At 26.3% G+C, this 22,006-nt stretch carries 29 protein-coding genes and 1 tRNA gene; 16 read left to right on the plus strand and 14 right to left on the minus strand.

Annotation, left to right across the window (positions count from 1 at the left end):
- Nucleotides 1–48 precede the first annotated feature (48 nt).
- Nucleotides 49–909 carry a RhuM family protein gene (gene rhuM, locus CRU91_RS07435; protein ID WP_113894594.1) on the plus strand — a complete coding sequence of 287 codons (861 nt, stop codon included), beginning with the start codon at nt 49–51 and terminating at the stop codon, nt 907–909.
- Nucleotides 910–1,080: 171 nt separating this feature from the next.
- Nucleotides 1,081–1,644 (plus strand): YceI family protein, encoded by a 564-nt coding sequence (locus CRU91_RS07440; RefSeq protein WP_113894595.1) that lies wholly within the window; start codon nt 1,081–1,083, stop codon nt 1,642–1,644.
- Nucleotides 1,645–1,674: 30 nt separating this feature from the next.
- Here the strand turns inward: CRU91_RS07440 and CRU91_RS07445 are convergent, their stop codons facing one another.
- Nucleotides 1,675–1,983, minus strand: a complete 309-nt coding sequence (locus CRU91_RS07445) for a MerR family transcriptional regulator (RefSeq protein WP_113894596.1) — start codon at nt 1,981–1,983, stop codon at nt 1,675–1,677.
- A 117-nt stretch (nt 1,984–2,100) separates the two neighbouring features.
- Between CRU91_RS07445 and CRU91_RS07450 the strand changes: the two genes are divergently transcribed.
- A complete protein-coding gene (locus CRU91_RS07450) occupies nt 2,101–3,171 on the plus strand; it encodes an isochorismatase family protein (RefSeq protein ID WP_113894597.1) in 1,071 nt (356 codons plus the stop codon).
- A 5-nt stretch (nt 3,172–3,176) separates the two neighbouring features.
- On the opposite strand, the gene CRU91_RS07455 is transcribed toward CRU91_RS07450, so the two are convergent.
- From CRU91_RS07455 to CRU91_RS07490, 8 genes are all read right to left on the minus strand, one after another.
- On the minus strand, nt 3,177–4,439 hold the full coding sequence (locus tag CRU91_RS07455) for a homoserine dehydrogenase (RefSeq protein WP_113894598.1): 1,263 nt from the start codon (nt 4,437–4,439) through the stop codon (nt 3,177–3,179).
- Between the two features lie 9 nt (nt 4,440–4,448).
- A complete protein-coding gene (locus tag CRU91_RS07460) occupies nt 4,449–5,660 on the minus strand; it encodes an LL-diaminopimelate aminotransferase (RefSeq protein WP_113894599.1) in 1,212 nt (403 codons plus the stop codon).
- 4 nt (nt 5,661–5,664) lie between these two features.
- The gene (locus CRU91_RS07465) at nt 5,665–6,471 is read right to left on the minus strand and encodes a hypothetical protein (RefSeq protein WP_222718418.1); all 807 of its coding nucleotides are present in this window, start codon (nt 6,469–6,471) and stop codon (nt 5,665–5,667) included.
- Between the two features lie 15 nt (nt 6,472–6,486).
- Nucleotides 6,487–7,176 (minus strand): 23S rRNA (guanosine(2251)-2'-O)-methyltransferase RlmB, encoded by a 690-nt coding sequence (gene rlmB, locus CRU91_RS07470; protein ID WP_113894600.1) that lies wholly within the window; start codon nt 7,174–7,176, stop codon nt 6,487–6,489.
- Nucleotides 7,173–7,994, minus strand: a complete 822-nt coding sequence (gene rsmI / locus CRU91_RS07475) for a 16S rRNA (cytidine(1402)-2'-O)-methyltransferase (RefSeq protein WP_113894601.1) — start codon at nt 7,992–7,994, stop codon at nt 7,173–7,175. The genes rlmB and rsmI overlap by 4 nt, the downstream gene beginning before the upstream one ends.
- Before the next feature lie 9 nt (nt 7,995–8,003).
- A complete protein-coding gene (rpmE, locus tag CRU91_RS07480) occupies nt 8,004–8,207 on the minus strand; it encodes a 50S ribosomal protein L31 (protein WP_113894602.1) in 204 nt (67 codons plus the stop codon).
- A gap of 78 nt (nt 8,208–8,285) precedes the next feature.
- Entirely contained in the window at nt 8,286–9,161 is an 876-nt protein-coding gene (gene miaA, locus CRU91_RS07485; RefSeq protein ID WP_113894603.1) for a tRNA (adenosine(37)-N6)-dimethylallyltransferase MiaA, read from the minus strand.
- On the minus strand, nt 9,158–9,355 hold the full coding sequence (locus CRU91_RS07490) for a hypothetical protein (RefSeq protein WP_113894604.1): 198 nt from the start codon (nt 9,353–9,355) through the stop codon (nt 9,158–9,160). The genes miaA and CRU91_RS07490 overlap by 4 nt, the downstream gene beginning before the upstream one ends.
- Before the next feature lie 76 nt (nt 9,356–9,431).
- Here CRU91_RS07490 and mqnP point away from each other — a divergent pair, with 76 nt between their 5' ends.
- The 10 genes from mqnP to CRU91_RS12240 all read left to right on the plus strand — a co-directional run bounded on the left by mqnP (nt 9,432) and on the right by CRU91_RS12240 (nt 16,093).
- Nucleotides 9,432–10,307: a menaquinone biosynthesis prenyltransferase MqnP gene (mqnP, locus tag CRU91_RS07495; RefSeq protein WP_113894605.1), complete on the plus strand. Its 876-nt coding sequence runs from the start codon at nt 9,432–9,434 to the stop codon at nt 10,305–10,307.
- Nucleotides 10,308–10,351: 44 nt separating this feature from the next.
- Nucleotides 10,352–10,428 (plus strand) — tRNA-Arg (locus CRU91_RS07500).
- Nucleotides 10,429–10,741: 313 nt separating this feature from the next.
- A complete protein-coding gene (locus CRU91_RS07505; RefSeq protein ID WP_113894606.1) occupies nt 10,742–11,977 on the plus strand; it encodes a tyrosine-type recombinase/integrase in 1,236 nt (411 codons plus the stop codon).
- Nucleotides 11,970–12,701 (plus strand): hypothetical protein, encoded by a 732-nt coding sequence (locus tag CRU91_RS07510; protein ID WP_113894607.1) that lies wholly within the window; start codon nt 11,970–11,972, stop codon nt 12,699–12,701. The genes CRU91_RS07505 and CRU91_RS07510 overlap by 8 nt, the downstream gene beginning before the upstream one ends.
- A gap of 297 nt (nt 12,702–12,998) precedes the next feature.
- On the plus strand, nt 12,999–13,208 hold the full coding sequence (locus tag CRU91_RS07515) for a helix-turn-helix transcriptional regulator (protein WP_113894608.1): 210 nt from the start codon (nt 12,999–13,001) through the stop codon (nt 13,206–13,208).
- Nucleotides 13,209–13,217: 9 nt separating this feature from the next.
- Nucleotides 13,218–13,565, plus strand: coding sequence for a VRR-NUC domain-containing protein (locus CRU91_RS07520; RefSeq protein WP_222718419.1), 348 nt, complete (start codon nt 13,218–13,220; stop codon nt 13,563–13,565).
- A 716-nt stretch (nt 13,566–14,281) separates the two neighbouring features.
- Nucleotides 14,282–14,509, plus strand: a complete 228-nt coding sequence (locus CRU91_RS07525) for a hypothetical protein (protein WP_113894610.1) — start codon at nt 14,282–14,284, stop codon at nt 14,507–14,509.
- Between the two features lie 10 nt (nt 14,510–14,519).
- Entirely contained in the window at nt 14,520–15,212 is a 693-nt protein-coding gene (locus CRU91_RS07530) for a hypothetical protein (RefSeq protein ID WP_113894611.1), read from the plus strand.
- A complete protein-coding gene (locus CRU91_RS07535) occupies nt 15,205–15,918 on the plus strand; it encodes a hypothetical protein (RefSeq protein WP_146951604.1) in 714 nt (237 codons plus the stop codon). Before CRU91_RS07530 ends, CRU91_RS07535 begins: the two co-directional genes overlap by 8 nt.
- Nucleotides 15,919–15,934: 16 nt before the next feature.
- Nucleotides 15,935–16,093: a hypothetical protein gene (locus tag CRU91_RS12240; RefSeq protein ID WP_222718420.1), complete on the plus strand. Its 159-nt coding sequence runs from the start codon at nt 15,935–15,937 to the stop codon at nt 16,091–16,093.
- Nucleotides 16,094–16,306: 213 nt separating this feature from the next.
- On the opposite strand, the gene CRU91_RS07540 is transcribed toward CRU91_RS12240, so the two are convergent.
- From CRU91_RS07540 to CRU91_RS07560, 5 genes are all read right to left on the minus strand, one after another.
- Entirely contained in the window at nt 16,307–17,335 is a 1,029-nt protein-coding gene (locus tag CRU91_RS07540; protein ID WP_113894613.1) for a hypothetical protein, read from the minus strand.
- A 6-nt stretch (nt 17,336–17,341) separates the two neighbouring features.
- Nucleotides 17,342–17,797 carry a Panacea domain-containing protein gene (locus tag CRU91_RS07545; RefSeq protein WP_222718421.1) on the minus strand — a complete coding sequence of 152 codons (456 nt, stop codon included), beginning with the start codon at nt 17,795–17,797 and terminating at the stop codon, nt 17,342–17,344.
- Between the two features lie 131 nt (nt 17,798–17,928).
- Nucleotides 17,929–18,846: a P63C domain-containing protein gene (locus CRU91_RS07550; RefSeq protein WP_222718422.1), complete on the minus strand. Its 918-nt coding sequence runs from the start codon at nt 18,844–18,846 to the stop codon at nt 17,929–17,931.
- Nucleotides 18,847–18,863: 17 nt separating this feature from the next.
- Entirely contained in the window at nt 18,864–19,079 is a 216-nt protein-coding gene (locus CRU91_RS07555; protein ID WP_113894615.1) for a helix-turn-helix domain-containing protein, read from the minus strand.
- 34 nt (nt 19,080–19,113) lie between these two features.
- The gene (locus CRU91_RS07560) at nt 19,114–19,317 is read right to left on the minus strand and encodes an RNA polymerase sigma factor sigma-70 region 4 domain-containing protein (protein ID WP_113894616.1); all 204 of its coding nucleotides are present in this window, start codon (nt 19,315–19,317) and stop codon (nt 19,114–19,116) included.
- Between the two features lie 153 nt (nt 19,318–19,470).
- Between CRU91_RS07560 and CRU91_RS07565 the strand changes: the two genes are divergently transcribed.
- From CRU91_RS07565 to CRU91_RS07575, 3 genes are all read left to right on the plus strand, one after another.
- Nucleotides 19,471–19,746 carry a hypothetical protein gene (locus CRU91_RS07565; RefSeq protein ID WP_113894617.1) on the plus strand — a complete coding sequence of 92 codons (276 nt, stop codon included), beginning with the start codon at nt 19,471–19,473 and terminating at the stop codon, nt 19,744–19,746.
- 507 nt (nt 19,747–20,253) lie between these two features.
- Complete coding sequence (locus CRU91_RS07570) at nt 20,254–20,730, plus strand: RNA polymerase sigma factor (protein ID WP_113894618.1); 477 nt, start codon at nt 20,254–20,256, stop codon at nt 20,728–20,730.
- Between the two features lies 1 nt (nt 20,731).
- Nucleotides 20,732–21,691, plus strand: coding sequence for a FecR family protein (locus CRU91_RS07575; protein WP_113894619.1), 960 nt, complete (start codon nt 20,732–20,734; stop codon nt 21,689–21,691).
- Nucleotides 21,692–22,006 lie beyond the last annotated feature (315 nt).

Raw genomic sequence — 22,006 nt, forward strand, 5'->3', positions numbered from 1 at the left:
TTTTCTTTTTATGATAGAATTTTAGAATTGTTATCATAAGGATATAAAATGGAAGATTTATCAAATTTAGTAGTTTATAATGATGGAGAATTAGAACTAAAAGTTTCGGTAGATAATCAAACAGTTTGGTTGAATAGAAATCAATTATCTGAACTTTTTGGAAGAGATGTAAAGACTATTGGAAAACATATAAACAATGTATTTGTTGAAAAAGAATTGGAAAGGTTTTCAGTTGTCGCAAATTTTGCGACAACTGCATTAGATGGTAAGATTTATAATGTAGAATATTACAATCTTGATGTAATAATCTCTGTTGGATATAGAGTAAAATCACAAAAAGGTGTGAAGTTTAGACAATGGGCAACATCTATTTTGAAGAGTTATATTCAAAATGGATATGTGATAAATGGTGAGAAAATTACAAATGAAAGATTTTTAGGTTTAGAAAATGATGTAGTTTTTTTAAAAAATAAAATATTAAAACTTGAAAATAAATTTGAAGATAAAAACTTGAAACCATCAGAAGGTATATTTTTCGATGGACAAATATATGATTCATACAGTTTTATAAATGATTTACTAAAGTTATCAAAAAATGAAATAATTTTAATAGATAACTATATAGATGATACAGTTTTTACTCTATTTTCAAAATATCAAAATATAAACTTTACTATCTATACAAACAATATTTCAAAACGATTAAATTTAGATTTTGAAAAATACTCTAAACAATATAAAAATATAACATTAAAAACTTTTAAAAATTCACATGATAGATTTTTAATACTTGATAAAAAAGAGATATATCATTTGGGTGCAAGTTTAAAAGATTTGGGTAAGAAATGGTTTGCTTTTTCTAAAATAAGTTTAGATGTAGATGATATTTTGAATAAGTTGGAGTGTTAAATTTTTAGTAATTTAAACTTTATAAAAAGAGAATTTAGGCTCTCTTTTTGAAAATTATATAGGTTTTATCAAAGTTTCTACAGTTAGAGATATAGCTTTATTGAAAATAATTAATTAAGTATTAACTTTATCCAAATAAAATATATGAATCTATTTAACAAAGGAGATATGATGAATTTAATGACAAAAATTACAAGTGCGATGGTATTAACAGCTGGATTACTAAGTGCAGCTCAATACGGAGTTGATAAAGCTCACTCAAATGTTGGTTTTACTGTAAAACATATGATGATTACAAATGTTCATGGTAGTTTCAAAGCTTATGATGCAGATATTGATTTTGATGAAGCAACAAAAACTTTCAAAAAATTTAGTGCAACAGTAGAAACAAAATCTGTTGATACAGGGATTGAAAAAAGAGATGATCACTTAAGAAGTGATGACTTTTTTGCTAGTGATAAATTCCCAAAAATGACTTTTGAGATGACTTCATATAAAGCAGATGGTGATGATGGAAAAATGACAGGAAATCTAACTATTAGAGGTATTACAAAGCCAGTTACTTTAGAAGTTGAAGATATTTCAGTTTTAGGTAAAAAAGTAGGTTTTGCACTTGAAGGTAAAATCAACAGAACAGATTTTGATTTAAAATGGAACAAAGCTGTTGAACTTGGTGGAGTTGCTGTTGGTGAAGAAGTAAAAATAAAAGTAGATGTTGAAGCTGAAAAAAAATAGTTTCAAAATCTTAAACTAAGGCATTTTGCCTTAGTTTTCTTGTCTTTCTTGTAATTTACTAAAAGCATTTTGTAGATTTTCGATTCTCTCTTCTACTTTTTTAACAGAAGCTTCTAAAGTAAAACCCTCATCAAGTAACTCTTTTATCAAAAGTATCTTTTTTATGTTTAAATAGTCAAATTTTCTAGTAGTTCCATCTTTTTGACAAGATGACTGAATAATCCCTTTTTCTTCCCAATATCGAAGTTTTCTTTGTGGAATTCCAGTAACTTCAGCAACATCACCAATAGTTACTAGTAGTTTTGATACTAAATTTGGGTCAAATAAATCTTCAAACATTTTATCTCCTTAAATTGTAGAAAATTATACATATTTTGTAATTAATCTACAATTAAGGTTACTTGTTTGATAATTCTATACATTAATTGTAGCTAATCTACAAAAAAGGAAGATAATATGACAAAAATATTTTTGATAACACTATTTTTAGTGTTAAATCTTTATTCAAAGGATATAAAAATGGAAGAGATTGATATATCAGATTCTGCATTGGTGCTAATCGAGTACCAAAATGAGTGGCTAGATGAAAATTCTAAACTTTACAAGCTTATGAAAGATAAAAAGCAGTTTGAAGATTCTATCAAAAACTCAAAAATTGTTTTAGAATTTGCAAGAAAAATAGGTATGAAAGTTGTTCATATACCTTTGATTTTAAGTGATGACTATAAAGAGTTTGGAAATGGGCAATATGGATTAAGAGCAGTTATTCCACAAGTTAAGACTTGGCAAGGGAAAAACAAAGATTTTCATAAAGATTTTGCCCCAAAAGAAAATGAATTTGTAGTAAGTGGAAGATTGGGTGCTAGTGGTTTTGCTGGTTCAAATTTAGATTCAATTTTAAGAAATAATGGCATAAAAACATTGTATATGACAGGATTTGCAACAAATGTTTGTGTTGAATCAACTTTTAGAGAAGCTCACGATAAAGGATATAACTCTATTGTGATAGATGATGCAACAAGTAGTTTTACAAAAGAAGAAAAAGAGTTTTTTATAAAAAATATTGTTCATCATTTTGGAACAAATATTTCTACAAAAAATTTTATAAATTCAAAAATATCTAAGGATAAAAAAGAGCTTGTAAGTGGTTTTTATAAAGCTTTAGGAAAAAAAGATATAAATCAAGCTTTATCTTTAGTTGATGAAAATATACAGTATTTAGCTGTAAAAGAAACTAGCCCAACTTTGCCAGAGCTATATGGAAAATATAGTAATAAAAAAGAGTTATTAGAGTTTTTTACTCATTTAAATGAATACTACAAAACTTTAGATTTTAAAATCCAAAGTATTGGAGAAAATAAAAATAGTGTATTTGTAAAAGGTTACCTAAAATATGAAATATTAAAAAATAAAGAGATTTACGAAACAGATTTTATGGCTTTGATAGATATTGAAGATAATTTGATTAAAAAATATCAATTTTTTAAAGATACTGCACTTTTGGAGTATTTATACGAAAAAGAGTAGAAGATTTAATCTTCTATTCTTATCATAGCTGGTTTTTTAAGAACTACACCAGAGTTTTCAAGTTCTTTTATAGCTTTTAGAATATCTTTCTCAATACAAGTATGAGTTGTAAGAAGTAAGTTCGCTTTTTCATCTTTTTTAGCTTTTTGCATCATATTTTCAATAGATATATCATTGTCCCCAAAAACTTTTGCAATTTTAGCTAAAGTTCCAGATTTGTCTGCAACTTCAAGTCTTAAGTAGTATTTTGTTTTTATCTCATCTTTTGGCATTAAAGTTGGTCTTATTCCTACTTGTTTTTCAAATCCAAGCATAGGAGAACCTTTACCTTTTCGTGCAATATCTATAATATTTGCTATAACAGCACTTGCTGTTGCATCTCCACCAGCTCCAGCTCCATAAAACATAGTTTCACCAACTTTATCTCCAACAACAGAAACACCATTCATAACACCATCAACTTTTGCTATCATTTTTTCTTGAGGTATTAAAACAGGATGAACTCTTAACTCAATTTGATTTTCTACTTTTTTAGCAATTCCTAAAAGCTTGATATTGTATTCAAACTCTTTTGCAAACTCTATATCAGTTTGTTTTATATTTTGAATACCTTCAATTAAAATATCTTCAGGTTTTATATCCAAACCATAAGCAATAGAACCAAGAATTAATAGTTTATGAGCAGTATCAAATCCTCCAACATCAAAAGTAGGATCAGCTTCAGCATAACCTAAATCTTGAGCTTCTTTTAAAATATCATCATAACTTGCACCTTCATTTATCATTTTTGTAAGCATAAAGTTACAAGTTCCATTCATAATACCTTGAATAGATTGGATATGATTTGCACTTAAACCATCTCTTAAAGCATTTATTATTGGAATTCCACCAGCAACTGCTGCTTCAAATTCAAAAGGTGTGTCACTAGCCAACTCTTGAAGTTCATATCTATGATAAGCTAGTAAAGCTTTATTTGCAGTAACTACTGCTTTTCCATTTTCTAAAGCTTTTTTTACAATTTCATAAGGCTTTTCAATTCCACCCATCAATTCAACTACAATATCGATTGATTCATCATTTAACACTTCATCAGGATTTGTAGTTAGTTTGATACTCACATCTCTTTTTTTGTCTAAGTTTGAAACTACTCCAATAGTTGGAACAATCTCAACTCCAGCCCGTGCTGTTATAATATTTTTATTATCTATTAAAATATTTGCAACACTAGTTCCAACTGTTCCAACTCCAATAATTCCAACTTTTAACATATTTATTTCCTATTCTAATGTTTTTAAATATTTCTTTATATTTTTTGCAGCTTGTCTAATTCTTTTTTCATTTTCAATTAGAGCAATTCTTACATATTGGTCACCATAATGTCCAAAACCAATACCAGGACTTACAGCAACTTGTGCTTCTCTTAAAAGCTGTTTAGAGAACTCTAAACTTCCTAAATGTTGAGCTTTTTGTGGTATTTTTGCCCAAATAAACATTGAAGCATTTGGTTTATCCATAATCCAACCAGCTTCGGCAAATGTTTTAAGCATAACATCTCTTCTTTTTTCATATTTAGAAACTATTTCATCTACACAATCTTGTGGACCATCTAAAGCAACAGTTGCTGCTATTTGAATTGGAGCAAACATTCCATAATCAAGCCATGATTTAATTCTTTTTAATGCACCAACTAATTTTTCATTTCCAACTATAAAACCTACTCTCCAACCAGCCATATTGTATGATTTACTTAAAGTAAAACATTCAACAGCAACATCTAAAGCACCTTCAGCTTGGAAAATAGATGGAGTTTTATATCCATCAAAAGTAATATCAGCATAAGCAATATCAGAGATTATATAAAATCTCTCTTTTTTTGCCATATTTACTAATTTTGTGTAAAACTCTGGTGTTACAGTTGCACAACTTGGATTATGTGGAAAGTTTACAACTACATATTTTACTCTTGGAATTGATTCATCTATTGTTTTTTGCAAGTTTTTAAAGAAAAGTTCTTCATCTACTTTAAACTCATTGTCAAATACCAACTCAAATTTATGAATTGCTGCACCATTTAGCATAAACGCATAAGAGTGAATTGGATAAGTTGGATCTGGAACAACAGCTACATCTCCAACATTTACTATTGCTTGAACTAAATGAACATAACCCTCTTTTGAACCCATTGTTGCACAAGCGTGTTTATCTGGGTCTAAAAAATCAACATTATATTTTCTCTTATACCAATTACAAATAGCAAGTCTTAATTTATATATACCAATACTTGCACTATATCCATAGTTTTTTGGTTTTGTTGAAGCATCTTTTAATTTATCAACTATATGTTTTGGTGTAGGACCATCAGGATTCCCCATAGAAAAATCTATTACATCTATACCTGCTCTTCTTGCTTCCATTTTTATAGCATTTACTTCTGCAAATACATAGTTTGGAAGTCTTTTCATTCGTTCAAATTCAATTTCTGGAAACATTTCATTACTCCTTAGTAACTGTAAGCCCATTTTTTATATTTGTTAGGGCATAAAAATCATCAATTTTTATAAATCGTGTATTATTTGGCACATCAACTTTTAGGTTTTTATGCAAAGTACTATCTTCAAAAACTTCAATTACACCAAAATCATTATCATAAAAAGTAATACTTGGATACCAATTACTTCCGTTATTTGAACTTATAGCTAATTTATCTGTATTTGCTATTTCAATAATGTATGGTTTTATAGGCTTTCTTAGCGTTGTTGAAGCCTTCGTCACTAAATCTTCAGCTTTATAGATTGAAGATTTACTAGAGTCTATATAGTAACTCCATTTATTATTGCCCTCTCTTTTTATATCTACGATTTTACTATTGGTATTTTGTAATTCTTGAGATAATCTGAGAGGGTTTATGGCGGCTGCTGTTTGTACTTTTATACTCCATTTTAGTTGATTATCTAATGAAACTTGATTTGTAGTTATAAAATTTTGTTGTCCAATAGCTTTTAAAATATCATTTATATTTCTAAACGAAATTTTAGGATTTGAATTGAAGATAAATGTAACATCAATAGTTTGTGTAGATCCTAGATTTAATTTTAAAAGATTATTTCCTTGGAGTGCTTGAGATACTTTTGTATAATCTAGGCTTCCATTTGTATAAAAATTACTTTCATTTTTGAAAACGTGATTTATTAAATTTCTATGAGTATTATATTCTGAATTACCTACTATTCCTTGTACTGCTTGGTTAATGTCTGCATTTAAACCTATACATAAAGCAATACTTAATAATATCTTTTTCATAATACTCTCCATTATTTATTTTTTTAAATTGTATATTAATATTCCAGCTGCTACTGACACATTCAATGAATCAAACTCATGGTCCATATTTATAGATACTTTTAAATCTAGTTTTTTAGCAACTTTTGGAGAAATACCTTCTCCTTCACTACCTAAAAATAGAGCAACTTTATCTTTACTTTCTATTTTTCCATATTTTTTAAGATCAATTCCATCCATTGTTGCACCAATTAAAGTAAATCCAGCATCTATTAGTTCACTTGCCAAATCTACACTTCTTGGATGAATACAAAATGGTAAATCAAGTAATGCCCCAGCACTTGTTCTTACTGTTCCAGAATTATTTACTGTTTTTATATTTGAAGCTATAAGTCCTTGAACACCTAAAGAGTAAGCAGTTCTACTTATAGCACCAATATTCCCAACATCTGTAACTCCATCTAAAACTAAGATAAAATTCATATTTTTTATCTCTTTCAATGAAGTATATTCATATTCACTAAGCTTTAAAATAAGCCCTTGATGATTTCCACCTTTTGCTAAAGCTTGAGCTTTTTGATTATCAACTCTATGAATTTTTTTACCCAATTTAACAAATCTTGAGAATAATTTACCATCAACTTCTTTTGATAAAAAAACCTCTTCTACTAAATTTGGGTGTTTGTCTAGCACATATAAAACTATCTGTTTTCCGTATATTATCATTTTTCGATTTTATCCAATAATTCTTGATAAACCTCTTTTACACTAGCACCTGTAAGCTTTGCAATAAGTTTTGCTTTTACTTTTGGAGCTATGTCTAAAGGCATAATATCATCTAATTCAAGATTGAAACCAATTTGTTCTTTTGCTTCAATCACAACAACCCACTCACCTTTTATATCAATGTTCAAAAAAAGTTCATAAAGATTTTTTGCACTATCTTTATAAGTTTTTTGATGAAGTTTTGATATCTCTTTTGCTAAAAATATTGTTCTATCTTCATCTTTGTTTTTTAACTCTTCAAGAAGTTTTAAAAGTCTGTGTGGAGATTCGTATAAAATACCCAATTTATTGCTACTTAAAATCTCTTCAAGTTTTGCATTTCTACTTGCACCTTTATGATCTAAAAAACCATAAAAAGTAAATTCTGTATTTTTAAACCCACTCATAGCAAAAGCTGTTAAAACTGCATTTGCTCCTGGAAGTACATCATAAGGAATATCATTTTTTATACAAAAATCTACCAACGTTGCACCAGGATCACTAATACATGGCATTCCTGCATCACTTACATAAACAACATTTTTAGAAAAAGTATTTTTATCTAAACTTTGTAAAATTTGATTTTCATTGTGAGAGTGAAAAGATTTGAAATCTTTGTTTGAAAAATCTAAGTTATTTCTCTCTCCTAAAAGATTTAGAAGTTTTTTTGTAACTCTTGTATCTTCACAAAAAATTAGTTCCGCTTCCAATAGGACTTTTAAAGACCTTTGGGAAATATCTTCCAAATTTCCTATTGGTGTTGGAACTAAGCACAACATAAGATTGTACTATTTTGCCATATTATATTTAGCTTTGAATTTCTCAACTCTTCCAGCAGCATCAACAAGTTTTTGCTCTCCTGTGAAGAATGGGTGACAAGATGAACAAATATCAACTCTTAAAGCTTCAACATTTGATTTTGTCTCAAAACTATTTCCGCATGCACAAGAAACTTGACATACTTTGTAATCTGGATGAATATCTTTTTTCATTCCATTTTCCTTTTAAAAATTAGCGAATGATAAAAGAGCGAGTCTTTGCAAGTCCTTTATCAAACTTTGAACTTGCGATTATATCGAAAAATACTTAACAATCTCTGAATTTAAGCTAGAAATTATATTTGAAGTTTTATTTTCAAATTGTCCTTTATTAAAAGTATTTTGTCTTTTTGCTAATTTCATAGTATTTAAGATGATTTTTTCTTCTAATTCTTGCTTTGAAATTTTTCCATCCAAAAACTGTAAAGTTTCAATTATACCAATACTTGTCATACAATTTGGACTTCTATTATATTTTTTTTCTAAATATATTATTTCATCTATTAGCCCAGCTTTTATCATCTGCTTTGTTCTTAGACTTATTCTATTTTGAAGTTCTTCTTTTTCCCATAAAATTTCAAATATTTTTAAATTTGCTGATAGTGGGTTTTTGGGATTTTGTAAGAAAAACTGTGTTGGTGTTAAACTAGTTTGTTTGTATATAGCATAAGCCTTTTCAACTCTATATTTATCATTCTTTTCTATTTTTTGCATATACTCTTTGTCTAAATTATAAAGAAAATCATAAGTTTCTTCTATATTGATATCAAAAGTTTCTTTTAAATCAACTCCTATACTAATTCCATCAATTAAAGTTTTTAGATAAAATCCAGTTCCACCCACAATGATAAGGTTTTTGTCGTTATCTATTGCAAATTTTTTAGCTTTTTTATACAAGTTTAAAAATTCAACTACATCAAAATTTTCATTTGGATAAACTTCATCTATTCCAAAATGTATAATATCCCCTATTTCCTTTTTTGTGGGCTTTGCACTAACAATATCTATTTCTTTATAAACGCAAAGAGAGTCTAAAGATAAGATAATAGAGTTTGTTTTTGAAGCAATTTCAAGTGAAAGAGAAGTTTTTCCAGAAGCTGTTGTTCCAATGATTGCTATTTCTTTCATTCTTCTTTCTTTTTAGTAGCATTACATTGTTCAAGTTCTTTTATAATATCGTTTATCTTTTTTTCTTGTTCTGCTAGTTGTAAGATAAGTTCTGAAACATCTTTAACATTTGATTGCTCTATTGACCTATCAATCTTTGTAGAACAAGCAGAAAAAAAGGCAACAAAAAAAATAATAAACATATAGTTTTTCATAATAACTCTTTTTTGGGATTTTTTGATTATAACCCAAAAAGCTTTAATTTAATTAATCTTAGATAAAATTTTTGCCATGGAAAAAATAATAAAAAAAATAAAAGATTTCAGTGAACTTGTAGTATTTCAACACTCTGTTTTTGCATTGCCATTTATTTTTATAGCAATGGTTGTATCTTCTGATGAAATAAATGGTTCTGCTTGGTTTGGATTTAAACTTTTTGTTTTAGGTATTTTAGCTGCAATTACTGCTAGAAATTTTGCTATGGGCTTTAACCGTTTTATGGATAGAGATATTGACGCTCTTAACCCAAGAACTTCAAATCGTCCAAATGTAGATGGAAGAATAACTCCTAAAGCTATGTTTTTATTCTCTTTTGCAAATGCTTTGGGTTTTATAATTGTTGCATATTTCGTAAATAATTTGGCTTTGATTTTATCAGTACCAATTTTAATAATAATTGGTTCTTACTCATATTTTAAAAGATTTTCATATCTTGCTCATATTATTTTAGGAATATCTTTAGCATTAGCTCCTATTGCTGGAGTAGTTGCTGTTAGTGAAACTATACCTTTTTGGGTTATTATGTTGAGTACTGGAGTTATGTTTTGGGTTGCTGGATTTGATTTGCTTTACTCTTTACAAGATATTGATGTAGATAAAAAACTAGGACTTCACTCAATTCCATCAATTTTTGGGGTGGAAAAAACTATGAATTTATCAAAGCTATTTCACTTTTTAACAGTTATTTTTTGGCTTTTATTCGTTATATATTCACAAAGCTCATATTTTGCATATTTAGCTGTATTAATAAGTGCTTTGATGTTATCTTATGAACACTATTTAGTTTCAAAAGACTTTAGAAAAATTGATAGAGCCTTTTTTACTGTTAATGGATATTTAGGAATAGTTTTTTTATTTTTAATAGTTTTGGATAAAATTTTCTTTTAAAATTTTAAGTAAAATTAGGATAGACTTCAATCCTAATTTTTAGTGCGTCTGTAGTTCAACTGGATAGAATACTCGGTTTCGACCCGAGGGGTTGTGGGTTCGACTCCTACCAGGCGTACCATTTAATCATCTAAATCAATCTAAATTAATCTAAGAAATACCACAAATACAAGCTTTATAAACAATCATTAATCTATATTCATCTATAATAATCTAGTTAAATCTAATATAAATTGGGTCTTAGTTTGGGTCGTAAGCAAAAAAACCCAAACATTTTAAGAATTTACGACCCAATTATAAAGTATTCTTTAGTAGGTATTATCATTTTATTAAGCTTTTACCTCATCACTAAAGAGCCTATATAATAGTGTTTATAAGACAATTTGGGTCGTAAATTTCCCACGGGAAAATATGAATAAATAAAGGGTTTAAATATGGCTTCAATAAATATATTAAAAGATATCCAAATAAAACAAGCAAAACCAAAAGAAAAAGAGTATTTTTTAAATGACGGTGCAGGGCTTAGAATAGCTATAAAACCCAATAGTAATAAGATATGGGAGTTTAGATATACATACAATGGAAGTCGTAGAAAAACTACATTTAAAAGCTACCCTATTGTAACTTTAGAAAATGCAAGAATAAAAAGAGATGAGTTTTTAAACCTAATTGCTAAAGGTATTGACCCAATAACTAAAACTAAAGAAGATAAACAAGAGCAAAATATAGATGTAAATGGAATGTTTTTAACTGTTGCTAGTGAATGGTTATCACGAGAAAAAGAAAGAATAGCCCCAAGCACTTTTAAAGATAAAATAAAAGTATTTGAAAAAGACATCTATCCATTTTTTAAGAATACACATATAAAAGATATTAAACCAAAAGATATTATAAAGGTAATAGATACAAAACAACTACAAGCCCGTGAAGTTGCTTCAAAAATATTTAATTATTTAGATAATCTTTTTAGATATTCAGTTATGCAAGGATATTGTGAAAGAAATATTATCCAGGATATAAGAAAAAGAGATATTTTGAAACCCGAAAAAGTAAGACATTATCCAAAAATCACAGATGAAAAAATATTAAAAGAGTTAATAAATGCAATCTATCGTTATAATGGTAGCCACTCTACAAGAAACGCTTTAAAATTAGTTCTACATATACCTTTAAGGGCTGATAATCTTTGTAATCTAAAATGGGATTATATTAACTTTGAAGCTAAAAGCCTAACTATTCCACGCCTTGAAATGAAAGTTAAAGATTTAAATTTAGAAGATTTTAAAATGCCTTTGAGTGATGAGGTAATCAATATATTAAAAGACCAAAAGCCATTTACAGAACACCAGGAATATATATTTTTAGGTAGAGATAATAGAAGTCCAATAAATAAAGAAAGCCCAAATAAAGCTTTAAAATTATTAGGGTTTGATGATGAAGCAAATAACAGAAAAATTACTTCACACGGTTTTAGAGGTACATTTAGAAGTTTAATAGATACTCTTGATACAGATAATAGATTTAGCTTTGAAGTAAAAGAGAAAGCGTTAGACCACCACGAAATAAGTGATACAGTAAGAGCATATACACATAAAGCTGATTATTTTGAAAGACTCAAGCCTTTAATGAATTTTTGGAGTGATTATATAAAAGGGTTTATATATGAATAATTTACCAAAATATAAATTTATTTATAATGAGATAAGAGAAATTCTATTGTTTGAAAGAAATAATATTAATTCTTGTAGTAGTGCTAAAAAAAAGGAAATATTAAAATTATTAACTCATAATAAAACTTTTTTTAAACATAATATAATAGACGGTGTTGTAACAATATCTGAATTATGCAAATATTATGAAGTTGGTGAAGAAAGGACAGAATACATTGTTATTCTTTATATAAATTTATATGGTGTTGTAACAGAAATTCAAAATATTAAAACTAATTCTATTAACTATAAAGATTTTAAACAACAGATAGAAAATACAATTAGTATATTTGATAACCTCAATACTTATGAGAAAAACAAAGGAAATCTAAAAATATCAAAAAGAGCAGAACTTTTAAAAAGTCAATTTGATAAATACTTAGAGAGAAAAACATTAAATAGTAATTTAGAAAAATACTTCAATATTAAAACATCTTATCATATACCAACCTTTAATAATATTTTTACGGTAGCAATAAGCTATATAGAAAGAAGTTTCGAGAGTTATAATAGGTCTATTACCGAAGCAAAAGGCATTACAAAGATAGTAATAAAAGAGTTGATAAAAAAAGAGAGATTTACTTCCGATTTGAAATACAAAAAAATTATTATAAATGGGTATTCGCTAGAATACGATATATATATGCCAAAACTTCCAAAACACAATATATTTACATTAATATAGACTTAAACACGATACACAAAGAATATAAGTGATATATCAAAAAATAGTTATTGATATATCAAAAAAATATCTATTAAGCATTTTATTAAAATTAATAGTTCAAATGATGTGATTAAGCAAAAAAAAATAATCAACTAAAATTTGATAATAGCCTACTATTCTTTTTTTGATATTTTATAATTCTAATACAATCTAATGACGGTTAGATTATATCAATTAAATCTAATTCAAAATTGATATTTGCATTAATCGATTAAAGCCCTTTATATTTGTAGGTAACAAGTAAAAAGGCAAAATATGAACATTACTCAAAAACTATTAAGAGCCAAAGAAGTGGCTTTATATTTAGGAATTGGATTAAGTACGGTTTGGCTTTATGCTAAACAAGGAAAAATTAAGCCTATTAAAATAAGTGGTAGAGTTACAGTATTCTCAATAGATGAAATTAATCGAGAGTTTGGATTAGAATACATTATAAACAATCCAAAGCAAGAAAATAGTCATTAAGCTTATATGATGAAGATAATACCAACAGAACACCAAGAGCAAAACATAGTTATAAAATACTGTGAATTGAAAAAAATACCCGTGTTTCATATACCAAATGGAAGTTATAAAAGCTTTACAGCTAGAATAAAATCAAAACAAGAGGGATTAAAGCCAGGTGTTCCTGATTTAATGATACCACTTGCTAAAAACATTTATCACGGACTATTTATTGAAATGAAGCGTTTAAAAGGTGGTAATGTATCAGAACATCAAAAGCAATGGATAGAACTATTGAATAAGCAAGGATATAAAGCCCTTGTTTGTTATGGAAGTGGTGAAGCTATAAAAGAAATTGAAAGCTATTGTAAAAAATAGAAAAAATAACTTTTTATTTGTAATAAAAAAAGCTTCAAAGTTAAGTAAGTATTAAGTTTAAAAGCACTTTAAGGTTTAAAAAAACACCACTTATAATATGTATCAAGGTAGTCTAAGTAACAAGTAAAAAAAGGTATCTTAAAAATGCCTAAGCAATCCGACTGTTTCGGTGTTGGTTTGGTGTCCCATAAATAGGTTTAAGAATTGAAAGTCTTAATGTAGCAACTTTTTTGCTTTAATGAAACTTAAAAGTTATTATTATTAATCGTCGCACTTTTTAATAAAAATAACTAAATATTAGAATAAGATTAGTTTGAATTTTTATCAAAATAATTAAGATTTGTAATAGTCTTTTATAATAAATTTATTTGGGTTTGAAGTAAATATAAAAAAGGTACTCCATAAGGTTTGAAGTCTATGAGGGTAATGCGTGCCCCGATTAATACGGGGTTTAAGCCAAATATAAAAGGTAGCCAAAATAGTATAATGGTTTAAATTAGCCATTAATACAATATTAAAAAATGATTGAACTTATAAAATTCAATAGTGAAGTTGAGATATATATCAAAGCTTTACATCACTTACTATCATTACAAATGAACAGTAATTGAAAATTAAAATGGGACGATTGAAACTCCATTGATAACCGATAAAATAGGTCATTTAATAAAATAAATGGGACGATTTAAAAATTAAAAATGAAAAGGAATTGAACAATGATTGAACTTATAAAATTCAATAGTGAAGTTGAGATATATATCAAAGCTTTACAAGAAAAGAAACAATATAAAAAGTCATTAGCATTTATGGATTATTGTGTATGTTCGGATAATGGAGAGTTTCTATCAATCCGTGAGAATGCTAAGCGTTGGAATGTAGGAACAACAACGGCTCACAGTTGGATTAAAGAATTTGAAGACATTATCTTTAATATGACAAATTGAAAGGTAAATAATGAATGATAGTAAAAGAGTAAGCCAAAGAGAGTTAGGGCGTTTAACTAATTGTGTACATCAAAATATATCAAAGCTAGTACAAAAAGGTATTTTAGAAGTTGGAAAAGATAGAAAGCTAGATTTAAATAGTTCTTTGCAACTATTAAAAGACTTTAATTATTTAGATGAAAATAATCAATTTAGAAAGCCAACAGTTCCACGAGATGAAAAAGGCAAGGAAATATATACAAGCCCTATTCCTTTAAGTGTTGAAGATAAAAAGCAAAAGGCTATTAAACTAAATATGGAAATTGAAGCTTTAAAAAATCAGATAAATATTAAAGAACAGCAATTAAGCAATGATGATACTGATATGATAACACAAGCTGAATATATAGCTAATAACTTAAAAGAGTTTAATGATTTACTTCTAGCACGAATAAAAGCTTTAAAAGAATTTTGGTCAATGTTAAGTGATGAGTTAAAAGAGGATTTAAAAGAATTAAGTAATATAGAAAAACAAATATTTGAGAAACAAAAGCAAGTAATCAAAGAAATATCAAAAAGCTTTTTAGAACTTCCAAAGGGCTTGAGTGAATGTATAAGTGATGATGAGTATAACAAAGACGATATTATTGAAATTTATGAATTTGAAATCAAATTTATTTTAAAAGAGCATTTATCAAAAGTTGGTTTTAAATTTAATGACTAAATCAAAAGTTTTAAAAGAGTTAGAAAACTACATAAAAGACTTTAACGATAGTAATGATTTAAAATTAAGCTATGACACCATAAGAATAGATTTTTCAAAACAACATAAGCTTACAAAAATAAAGGCTTTGGGAAATTGGAAAAAGATTAATAAAAGTAATAGGACCATATTTTCAGGACTTAGAAAAAAGATTATTGATGATGAGGTAACAAGCGTTTATCAACTTGAAAACTATAATATCTTTTATTATAACAGCAATAAAGATAAGCCACGATATAGATTAGCTACTATGGTAATATTTGGGCTAAAACAATATCATAAAGAGCCTATACCTCATCAGAAAATAGATGAAATACTATCTATACTAAAAAATATTACTAGCATTGATTTATGTTTTGATATGAAGCAAAAACCAAATATTGATAATTTAAAAGAAAATTTTAGAGTTAGACAATATTTGACAAGTGAAAAAGTAAAAACCGATACATATTATATTAATAATCCAAATATTTTAATGCTAGATAGAGTTTGTATCTATAATAAAGCTAAAAAGAACGATTTAAAAGGTAGGTTATACAGAATTGAAGCAACTATATCCATACCAAACATAAAAGCCTTAGCATTACCACTATATGAGTTTAAAGATATAATAAAATTATTAGTGCCGTTTGATAATAAAAGAACACGCCCAAAAGATACAGTTTAATAAATAAGGTTAAAAGATGAATGAAATACTTAAAAGAGATTTTGAAAAAGGTTTAAAAGAGATATTATCAAAATATGATATTTTAAAAGATACAAAGATAACTATAAATTACAATGAAAAGCAAAAGACTAAAAAGCATAAAGTTAAAAAATATGAAGCTATCTTTTTGGTTTAAGGTTATCTAGCTTCATCTTAAGCAATTCAAGTCATTCTATTTTGAAAAGCATAATTTTCAATACTAAAATTTAAAGTACAAATTACCATTTTAAGGGCTTCATTACTTGTTAGATAGATATTCACATATAAATAAGCCTATTTTCAATCAAATATTTATCAAAAATAGCACTTATTCACATAAAAAGAGTGTTTTTTTAGTTTAAGGTTTGGATTATTTAACTTCACTTCTTAATATATTTAATGGTTCAGTTGCATACAATTCTAGTTTATTATTTGAATTTATTTCTTTAGTATTTGATCTCAAATCATTTTTATTGTTTTCAAAAAAAACCCAACAAAGAAAAGTAGATACTATTATACAAGCAACAAAAATATTAAATTTAAAAATATAACTATTGCAGAACTTATCTTTAGTATTCTCCCATATATTAACACAGACATTTTTATCTTTATTTGAAATTCCAAAATGTATTTCTCTTACAAATGAATATAAATAGTGAAGTATATTTGTTATAAAAAGCCCTATTAAACACATTATTAAAACCAATCTATATATACTACTTTTATCTATGTTTGATAGTACAGAAGTTGAGAAAGTTAGTCCAGCAACAAAAGAGAAAACAATAGCAGCAAAAATGCCAAGAATAGTTATATATTCTTTTTGCATATTTTTCAATTGATTTTCTGATTTTTCTATATTATCGTTTAATTGTTTAGATTCTTTTTTTAAATTATTTAATTCAAGTTTTGTTTCTTCTAATTCAGCTTTTGTTTTATTTTCTGCATCAAATATATCTCTTATTCTCAATATTTCTAAATTTATATGGTCTTTTAATTTAAAAACTTTATTTTTAAATTCATCTTCATCTTTGTATATATCTTGTTTGTCAATTGTTGCAAAAATATTTTCTATATTAAAAGCTATTATATGTAATATTTTTTGGTCTTTGTCAAATATACATTTTTCTCTGTGAGAAATTATATATTTAGTTATGGTTGAATAAGAATGTCTATAATTTGTACCTTTATAAATTTCTTCTAACTTCCCTATTGCTTCTTGATACTTTGCAATATTATCAGTTGGTTCTACATGATTAGAAATATCACTTCTTAAATCTTTTGTGAGATTATCACTAATAGGCTCTAAACTAATTGATTTTTCTTGTATATTAGCTATACTAGTTAAAAATTCATCTAATTTTTTATTTAGCTCATTATAATTAGATTGAGGGGAATTCATTTATATTTATACCCCAGCTTCTTGTCTAATTAGTTCCTTATTTATAACAGTTTTTCCATGATGATATGTATGATACCAAGCTCCTGTATTTGAATGACTATATTCTACAAGTTTCCAAGGGTCAATTTTCGATAAATAATCAATAGTTTTATTAATAAAAACTATTTTATCATTCACTATTTCAATACCATTTTCATCTTTTAGAGAAGCATCTAGAATGTCTTTTTTATGATAAATCTTCATTCCACCATTTATAGAAAATTCTCTATAAATTTCTGGAATAACTGGTCCATGTTGCCAAGCTTCAAAATTCTCATTTTCTTCTAATAAAAAGACCTTATTATCACTCAAATATAGTAAATTTACAAAATACAATATTTTTTGTAACTGTAAATTACTAATATAATTTCCATTTTCTATACATCTATTAATAATATAATATGCTAAATTCATTGCTTTCATAATAATACCCTCTATATTTAAAATACATTCTATCATATTTCAATATATATTTACAAATTTAAATTTATTTCATTATGTTTATTTTACTTTTCCAAAAATGGCAAAATATTTTTTACTTAAGTTTCTATAATTTAATCTTCAAAGTTTAATTCTAATTGAATATTTTTCCCGTACATTTCATTAAATTTTTTAATAAATTCTTCTTTAGTTCTAGACATTTTCATTATTAATGTCGTTTCAATTATTTGTTTTTTTAAGTGTTCTCTTCCTACTTCTGGAGTTAAAGATTGATGAAACTTATATTTCCAGTTACCTTTTTCTGTTTTAGGTGTTTTTTCTCTTATTTTTTCAACAACTCCATTAGGTAAAATGTCATAAACGTATTTGATTGTTAAAGCTCCAATAAAAGAGGGTTTAACTTTAATGTTCTTTGGAATAAAAGGAAGTTTCCATAATCTAAACATTTCTCGATAAAATTCATCAGTAAAAGTAAGTTGCCACTTTAATATTTCATCAGAAATATATGCGTTTAATATCTTTTGTAATTCAAATCTTTCTCTATCATATTGATAGCCAGTTGCTTCATCAACTAATGCAGTAATTCCAAGCATTGCTAATGAAGACAATAAAATCTCAGATTGTGCTGCTAAGTGTTTTTGCTGTATATTTAAAACATTTTCTCTTCTAGCATTCAAATATAATTCACATAGTTTTGGGAGTATTTCTGCTCGAAAGCCATCTTTTATGGTATCTTTTTCATAATATTCAATTGGTGTTAGTAGTTCAATTAACTCTTCTTTCATTACAGATATTAATGCTTTAGAGTCTAAAAATATAGGTAGCTGCTTTAGTCCATTATTTGGTATTCTTTCTTCTAAAAAAGATAATAGTTTTTCTTCTCTATTCTTATACCAACCTCTTTGACTTCTTCCAAATGCTTTTAGAATAGAACTTGTACTTATTATCCTAGTACCATCTTCTAAAACTGCTACATTTAAGTCTATTTCACCAATCTTTAAAATACCATTATGTGTTGATTTTATATTCATTCTAAATTACCCCCCCCTTAATCTATTTTAATATACGGTTTTACTGTTGTAGCTATTTTGTCAATATCTTTAGCCTTTATATAATTTTCAAGCCAAGATTTAACCCAATAAGGTATATTTTGAGAACTACCCCAATTATTTAAAGAGCCTGGATTTATATCAAGTATATTCGCAAATTCTTTTTTAGATAAATTTGCATTTTTTAGTAATTCGTTAAATTCTTCTTTTTCCATAATATACCTACTTATTTAAAACCATTTTCAATTATTAACTTTTTGTATTAACTTCTTTAATAGCGTCTGAAATTTCTATTAGTTTTTTTATTCTATCTATATCTAAATTATTATGTTCGCAAAAAGCACCAATTTTTACATACTTTAAAAGTGTTGGATGTGATTTACTCCAATTCTTTATAGTACCCTCTGTTTTTCCTAAATCTTCTGAAATTTCTTTATAAGTTACATTTTTCATAATCAAATTATACTAAATAATCATAAATAAATGATAAATATTCTAATAAGTCATAAATAAATGACTTGTTAAGATTGTCTTAAGGTCATTAATTTTATACTTCTTATACATAAAGTCATTTATATATGACTAACAAAAGGATTATATTTTACAATGGAAAAAATAGAACTGGATTTTTCAAAAATCGCAAATGATGAAGATATTGGAATGGAAATAGAGCCTAAATTAAAAGGGCTTATTTTTATACTTGATAGCTTATTTCTTGTCGGGAATACGGGTGAACATAAATTCCAAAAAGAGGGATTTTTTGCTTTACATAGTTTAACTTCATCAATACTAGATGATGTAGATGAGTTAAAGGAAAATGTTGAATATATGTATCAGTTAATACATAAATTTAGAGATATAAATATAGGAGTTGAAAAATGAAAATTAAAGTGTATTTAAAAGATGATGTTTACAAAATAGTTACTGTTTTGGTTATTGATGATATTAGAAAAATAGCTAGTAAATTTGATAGGTGGGAATATGTATTATAAATATTATTTATGTCAAATAAGGGTTTTATTTTAACCCTTTTTTTGATATTATTTCTATCTAATTTATTAAAATTTTGCTTCACAATCTTGTGAAATATCTTCTAAAATCTATATACAAGATTTTAAATTGGGTCGTAATTCGGGTCGTTTAAATATTTTAATATATTAGAAATAACCAATTTAAAGCTATATATTAATAGTTTTTCTATTCCTACCAGGTCCATTAGAATATCGAACTCGCTATTTATAATCTTCAAATCAATTAAATTTTTCTTAGTGTCGATTTGGTGTCAAAAAATAATATATATTCAATAATTCTATTAAATTTATATCCAAAATAAGTTACACTTAAAAGTAGTTTTGATAATCTTCATTAAAAAATTCAAGAGAAACAAAAATGCAACGATACTACAAAGAATTAGTTATATTTGTCCAAAAAATGACAGGAGATAAGGAACTAGCTTTAGAAATAGTACAAGAAGCCTATGCAAAAACCTTGGAAAAACAAAAAGAGATGGATATTGAACATCAAAGAGCTTTTTTATACAAAGTTGCTAGAAATTTGACTTTTGATTATTCAAGGAATAAAAAAAATAAGGATTTTATAGATTATGAAGAAGAGAAGATTTTTTGCTCCAAAGAATATGAACCAGATGAGATTTTGATGGAAAAAGAGAAAAATGATATGCTTTTAGAAGCATTAGACATCTTACCAAAAAATTTAAAAGAAGTTTTTATTTTACACTTTGTTGATGGATTGGAAAAAAAACAGATTGCTAGTTTGTTGAATATAAATGTAAATACAGTACAAAAATATGTTATAAGAGCAACTACACAAATTACAAAGTTTATAGAAGACAAAGATTGGAATTAAAATGATAGAAAGTATAGAAGAACAAGCAGCCTATTTTTTTACCTGTAAAAAGGATGGTTTCACAAGAAATCAAGAATTAGAGTTTAAAACTTGGATAGAAGAGAGTATAGAACACAAAAAAGCTTTTGAAAAAGTAGAAAAACTTCAATCTCTTTTTTCATCTTTACCAAAAGATATAAAATCAAATATATCACAAAAAGTTCATCAAGATATAAAAAATAGAAAAAGATTTAGAAAAGAAAATTTATTTAAAATTGCAGCCTCTTTTACTTTGATAATTGTAAGTTTATTTGCTATAAATGAATATATGAATTTTGGTATAAAGCATACATATACAACAAATCAAGAAATAAAAGAGATATTTTTACCAGATGGCTCAAAAGTAGTAGTTGATGCAAAAACAAAATTGGATATAAAATATCACAATGATAAAAGAGAAGTAAATATTAGTGATGGTAAAGCTTTCTTTGATGTAGCACCAAATCCCAACAAACCTTTTATAGTAAATGCCAGTATGATAAAAGTTGAAGTTTTAGGGACAAATTTTGAAGTCAAAAATGATAAAGAGCAAATAACAGTAGATGTTATAAGTGGAAAAGTAAAAGTTCAACACAATAAAAATAATGAATTTAAAGAATTAGCTATCTTAACAAAAGGAAAGCATATATCGTTTGATAAGCAAAGTGGTAAGGTTGTATTGAAAGATATAGATGTAAGAAATATTGCTTCTTGGAAAGATGGGATTTTATTTTTTCAAGATTACTCTTTGGAAAAAGCTATAAATGAATTTAACAAATATCAAGATATAAATGTGATAATACAAAAAGATATAAAAAACTATTATGTTAGTGGTTCTTTTTCAATATATGATATGGAAAAATTTATGGTTGCTATTACAAAAATATATCCTATAAAAGTAGATAAAAAAGCAAATACTACATATATTTATAAGAAATTTTAAAATTTCTTATAAAGGAAATATTCAGATATTTGTTACCAAAAGTAACTCCAACTAACAAATTTCAAAATTCTTTCTGTAAAATTGTCCATTTTTTTCATTTAAATCGTCTTACTATATAGAGAAACAAATTCTCAAAATTAATACAAAGGATTAGAAGATGAAAAACAAAGTTTTCATATCAGTTTTAGCATCAATGATGTTAAGTGGAACAATGTTAAATGCAAAAGAGATAAGTTTGCAAGAAGCAGTAGAGAATATAGTAAAGAAATATAATGTAACATATATTTCAAAATCAAAAGATTTGAAGAATAAAAT

This window comes from Aliarcobacter vitoriensis (assembly GCF_003316695.1).
Lineage (GTDB): Bacteria > Campylobacterota > Campylobacteria > Campylobacterales > Arcobacteraceae > Aliarcobacter > Aliarcobacter vitoriensis.

Coding starts and splice junctions, on each gene's coding strand:
- rhuM (WP_113894594.1), top strand. CDS start 49: ATGGAAGATTTATCAAATTTAGTAGTTTATAATGATGGAGAATTAGAA.
- CRU91_RS07515 (WP_113894608.1), top strand. CDS start 12,999: ATGAACATTACTCAAAAACTATTAAGAGCCAAAGAAGTGGCTTTATAT.
- CRU91_RS07520 (WP_222718419.1), top strand. CDS start 13,218: ATGAAGATAATACCAACAGAACACCAAGAGCAAAACATAGTTATAAAA.
- CRU91_RS07545 (WP_222718421.1), bottom strand. CDS start 17,797: ATGAAAGCAATGAATTTAGCATATTATATTATTAATAGATGTATAGAA.
- rpmE (WP_113894602.1), bottom strand. CDS start 8,207: ATGAAAAAAGATATTCATCCAGATTACAAAGTATGTCAAGTTTCTTGT.
- mqnP (WP_113894605.1), top strand. CDS start 9,432: ATGGAAAAAATAATAAAAAAAATAAAAGATTTCAGTGAACTTGTAGTA.
- CRU91_RS07570 (WP_113894618.1), top strand. CDS start 20,254: ATGCAACGATACTACAAAGAATTAGTTATATTTGTCCAAAAAATGACA.
- CRU91_RS07535 (WP_146951604.1), top strand. CDS start 15,205: ATGACTAAATCAAAAGTTTTAAAAGAGTTAGAAAACTACATAAAAGAC.
- CRU91_RS07525 (WP_113894610.1), top strand. CDS start 14,282: ATGATTGAACTTATAAAATTCAATAGTGAAGTTGAGATATATATCAAA.
- CRU91_RS07465 (WP_222718418.1), bottom strand. CDS start 6,471: ATGAAAAAGATATTATTAAGTATTGCTTTATGTATAGGTTTAAATGCA.
- CRU91_RS07530 (WP_113894611.1), top strand. CDS start 14,520: ATGAATGATAGTAAAAGAGTAAGCCAAAGAGAGTTAGGGCGTTTAACT.
- CRU91_RS12240 (WP_222718420.1), top strand. CDS start 15,935: ATGAATGAAATACTTAAAAGAGATTTTGAAAAAGGTTTAAAAGAGATA.
- rlmB (WP_113894600.1), bottom strand. CDS start 7,176: ATGATAATATACGGAAAACAGATAGTTTTATATGTGCTAGACAAACAC.
- CRU91_RS07440 (WP_113894595.1), top strand. CDS start 1,081: ATGAATTTAATGACAAAAATTACAAGTGCGATGGTATTAACAGCTGGA.
- CRU91_RS07460 (WP_113894599.1), bottom strand. CDS start 5,660: ATGTTTCCAGAAATTGAATTTGAACGAATGAAAAGACTTCCAAACTAT.
- CRU91_RS07450 (WP_113894597.1), top strand. CDS start 2,101: ATGACAAAAATATTTTTGATAACACTATTTTTAGTGTTAAATCTTTAT.
- CRU91_RS07555 (WP_113894615.1), bottom strand. CDS start 19,079: ATGGAAAAAGAAGAATTTAACGAATTACTAAAAAATGCAAATTTATCT.
- CRU91_RS07510 (WP_113894607.1), top strand. CDS start 11,970: ATGAATAATTTACCAAAATATAAATTTATTTATAATGAGATAAGAGAA.
- CRU91_RS07540 (WP_113894613.1), bottom strand. CDS start 17,335: ATGAATTCCCCTCAATCTAATTATAATGAGCTAAATAAAAAATTAGAT.
- rsmI (WP_113894601.1), bottom strand. CDS start 7,994: ATGTTGTGCTTAGTTCCAACACCAATAGGAAATTTGGAAGATATTTCC.
- CRU91_RS07455 (WP_113894598.1), bottom strand. CDS start 4,439: ATGTTAAAAGTTGGAATTATTGGAGTTGGAACAGTTGGAACTAGTGTT.
- miaA (WP_113894603.1), bottom strand. CDS start 9,161: ATGAAAGAAATAGCAATCATTGGAACAACAGCTTCTGGAAAAACTTCT.
- CRU91_RS07550 (WP_222718422.1), bottom strand. CDS start 18,846: ATGAATATAAAATCAACACATAATGGTATTTTAAAGATTGGTGAAATA.
- CRU91_RS07575 (WP_113894619.1), top strand. CDS start 20,732: ATGATAGAAAGTATAGAAGAACAAGCAGCCTATTTTTTTACCTGTAAA.
- CRU91_RS07565 (WP_113894617.1), top strand. CDS start 19,471: ATGGAAAAAATAGAACTGGATTTTTCAAAAATCGCAAATGATGAAGAT.
- CRU91_RS07560 (WP_113894616.1), bottom strand. CDS start 19,317: ATGAAAAATGTAACTTATAAAGAAATTTCAGAAGATTTAGGAAAAACA.
- CRU91_RS07490 (WP_113894604.1), bottom strand. CDS start 9,355: ATGAAAAACTATATGTTTATTATTTTTTTTGTTGCCTTTTTTTCTGCT.
- CRU91_RS07505 (WP_113894606.1), top strand. CDS start 10,742: ATGGCTTCAATAAATATATTAAAAGATATCCAAATAAAACAAGCAAAA.
- CRU91_RS07445 (WP_113894596.1), bottom strand. CDS start 1,983: ATGTTTGAAGATTTATTTGACCCAAATTTAGTATCAAAACTACTAGTA.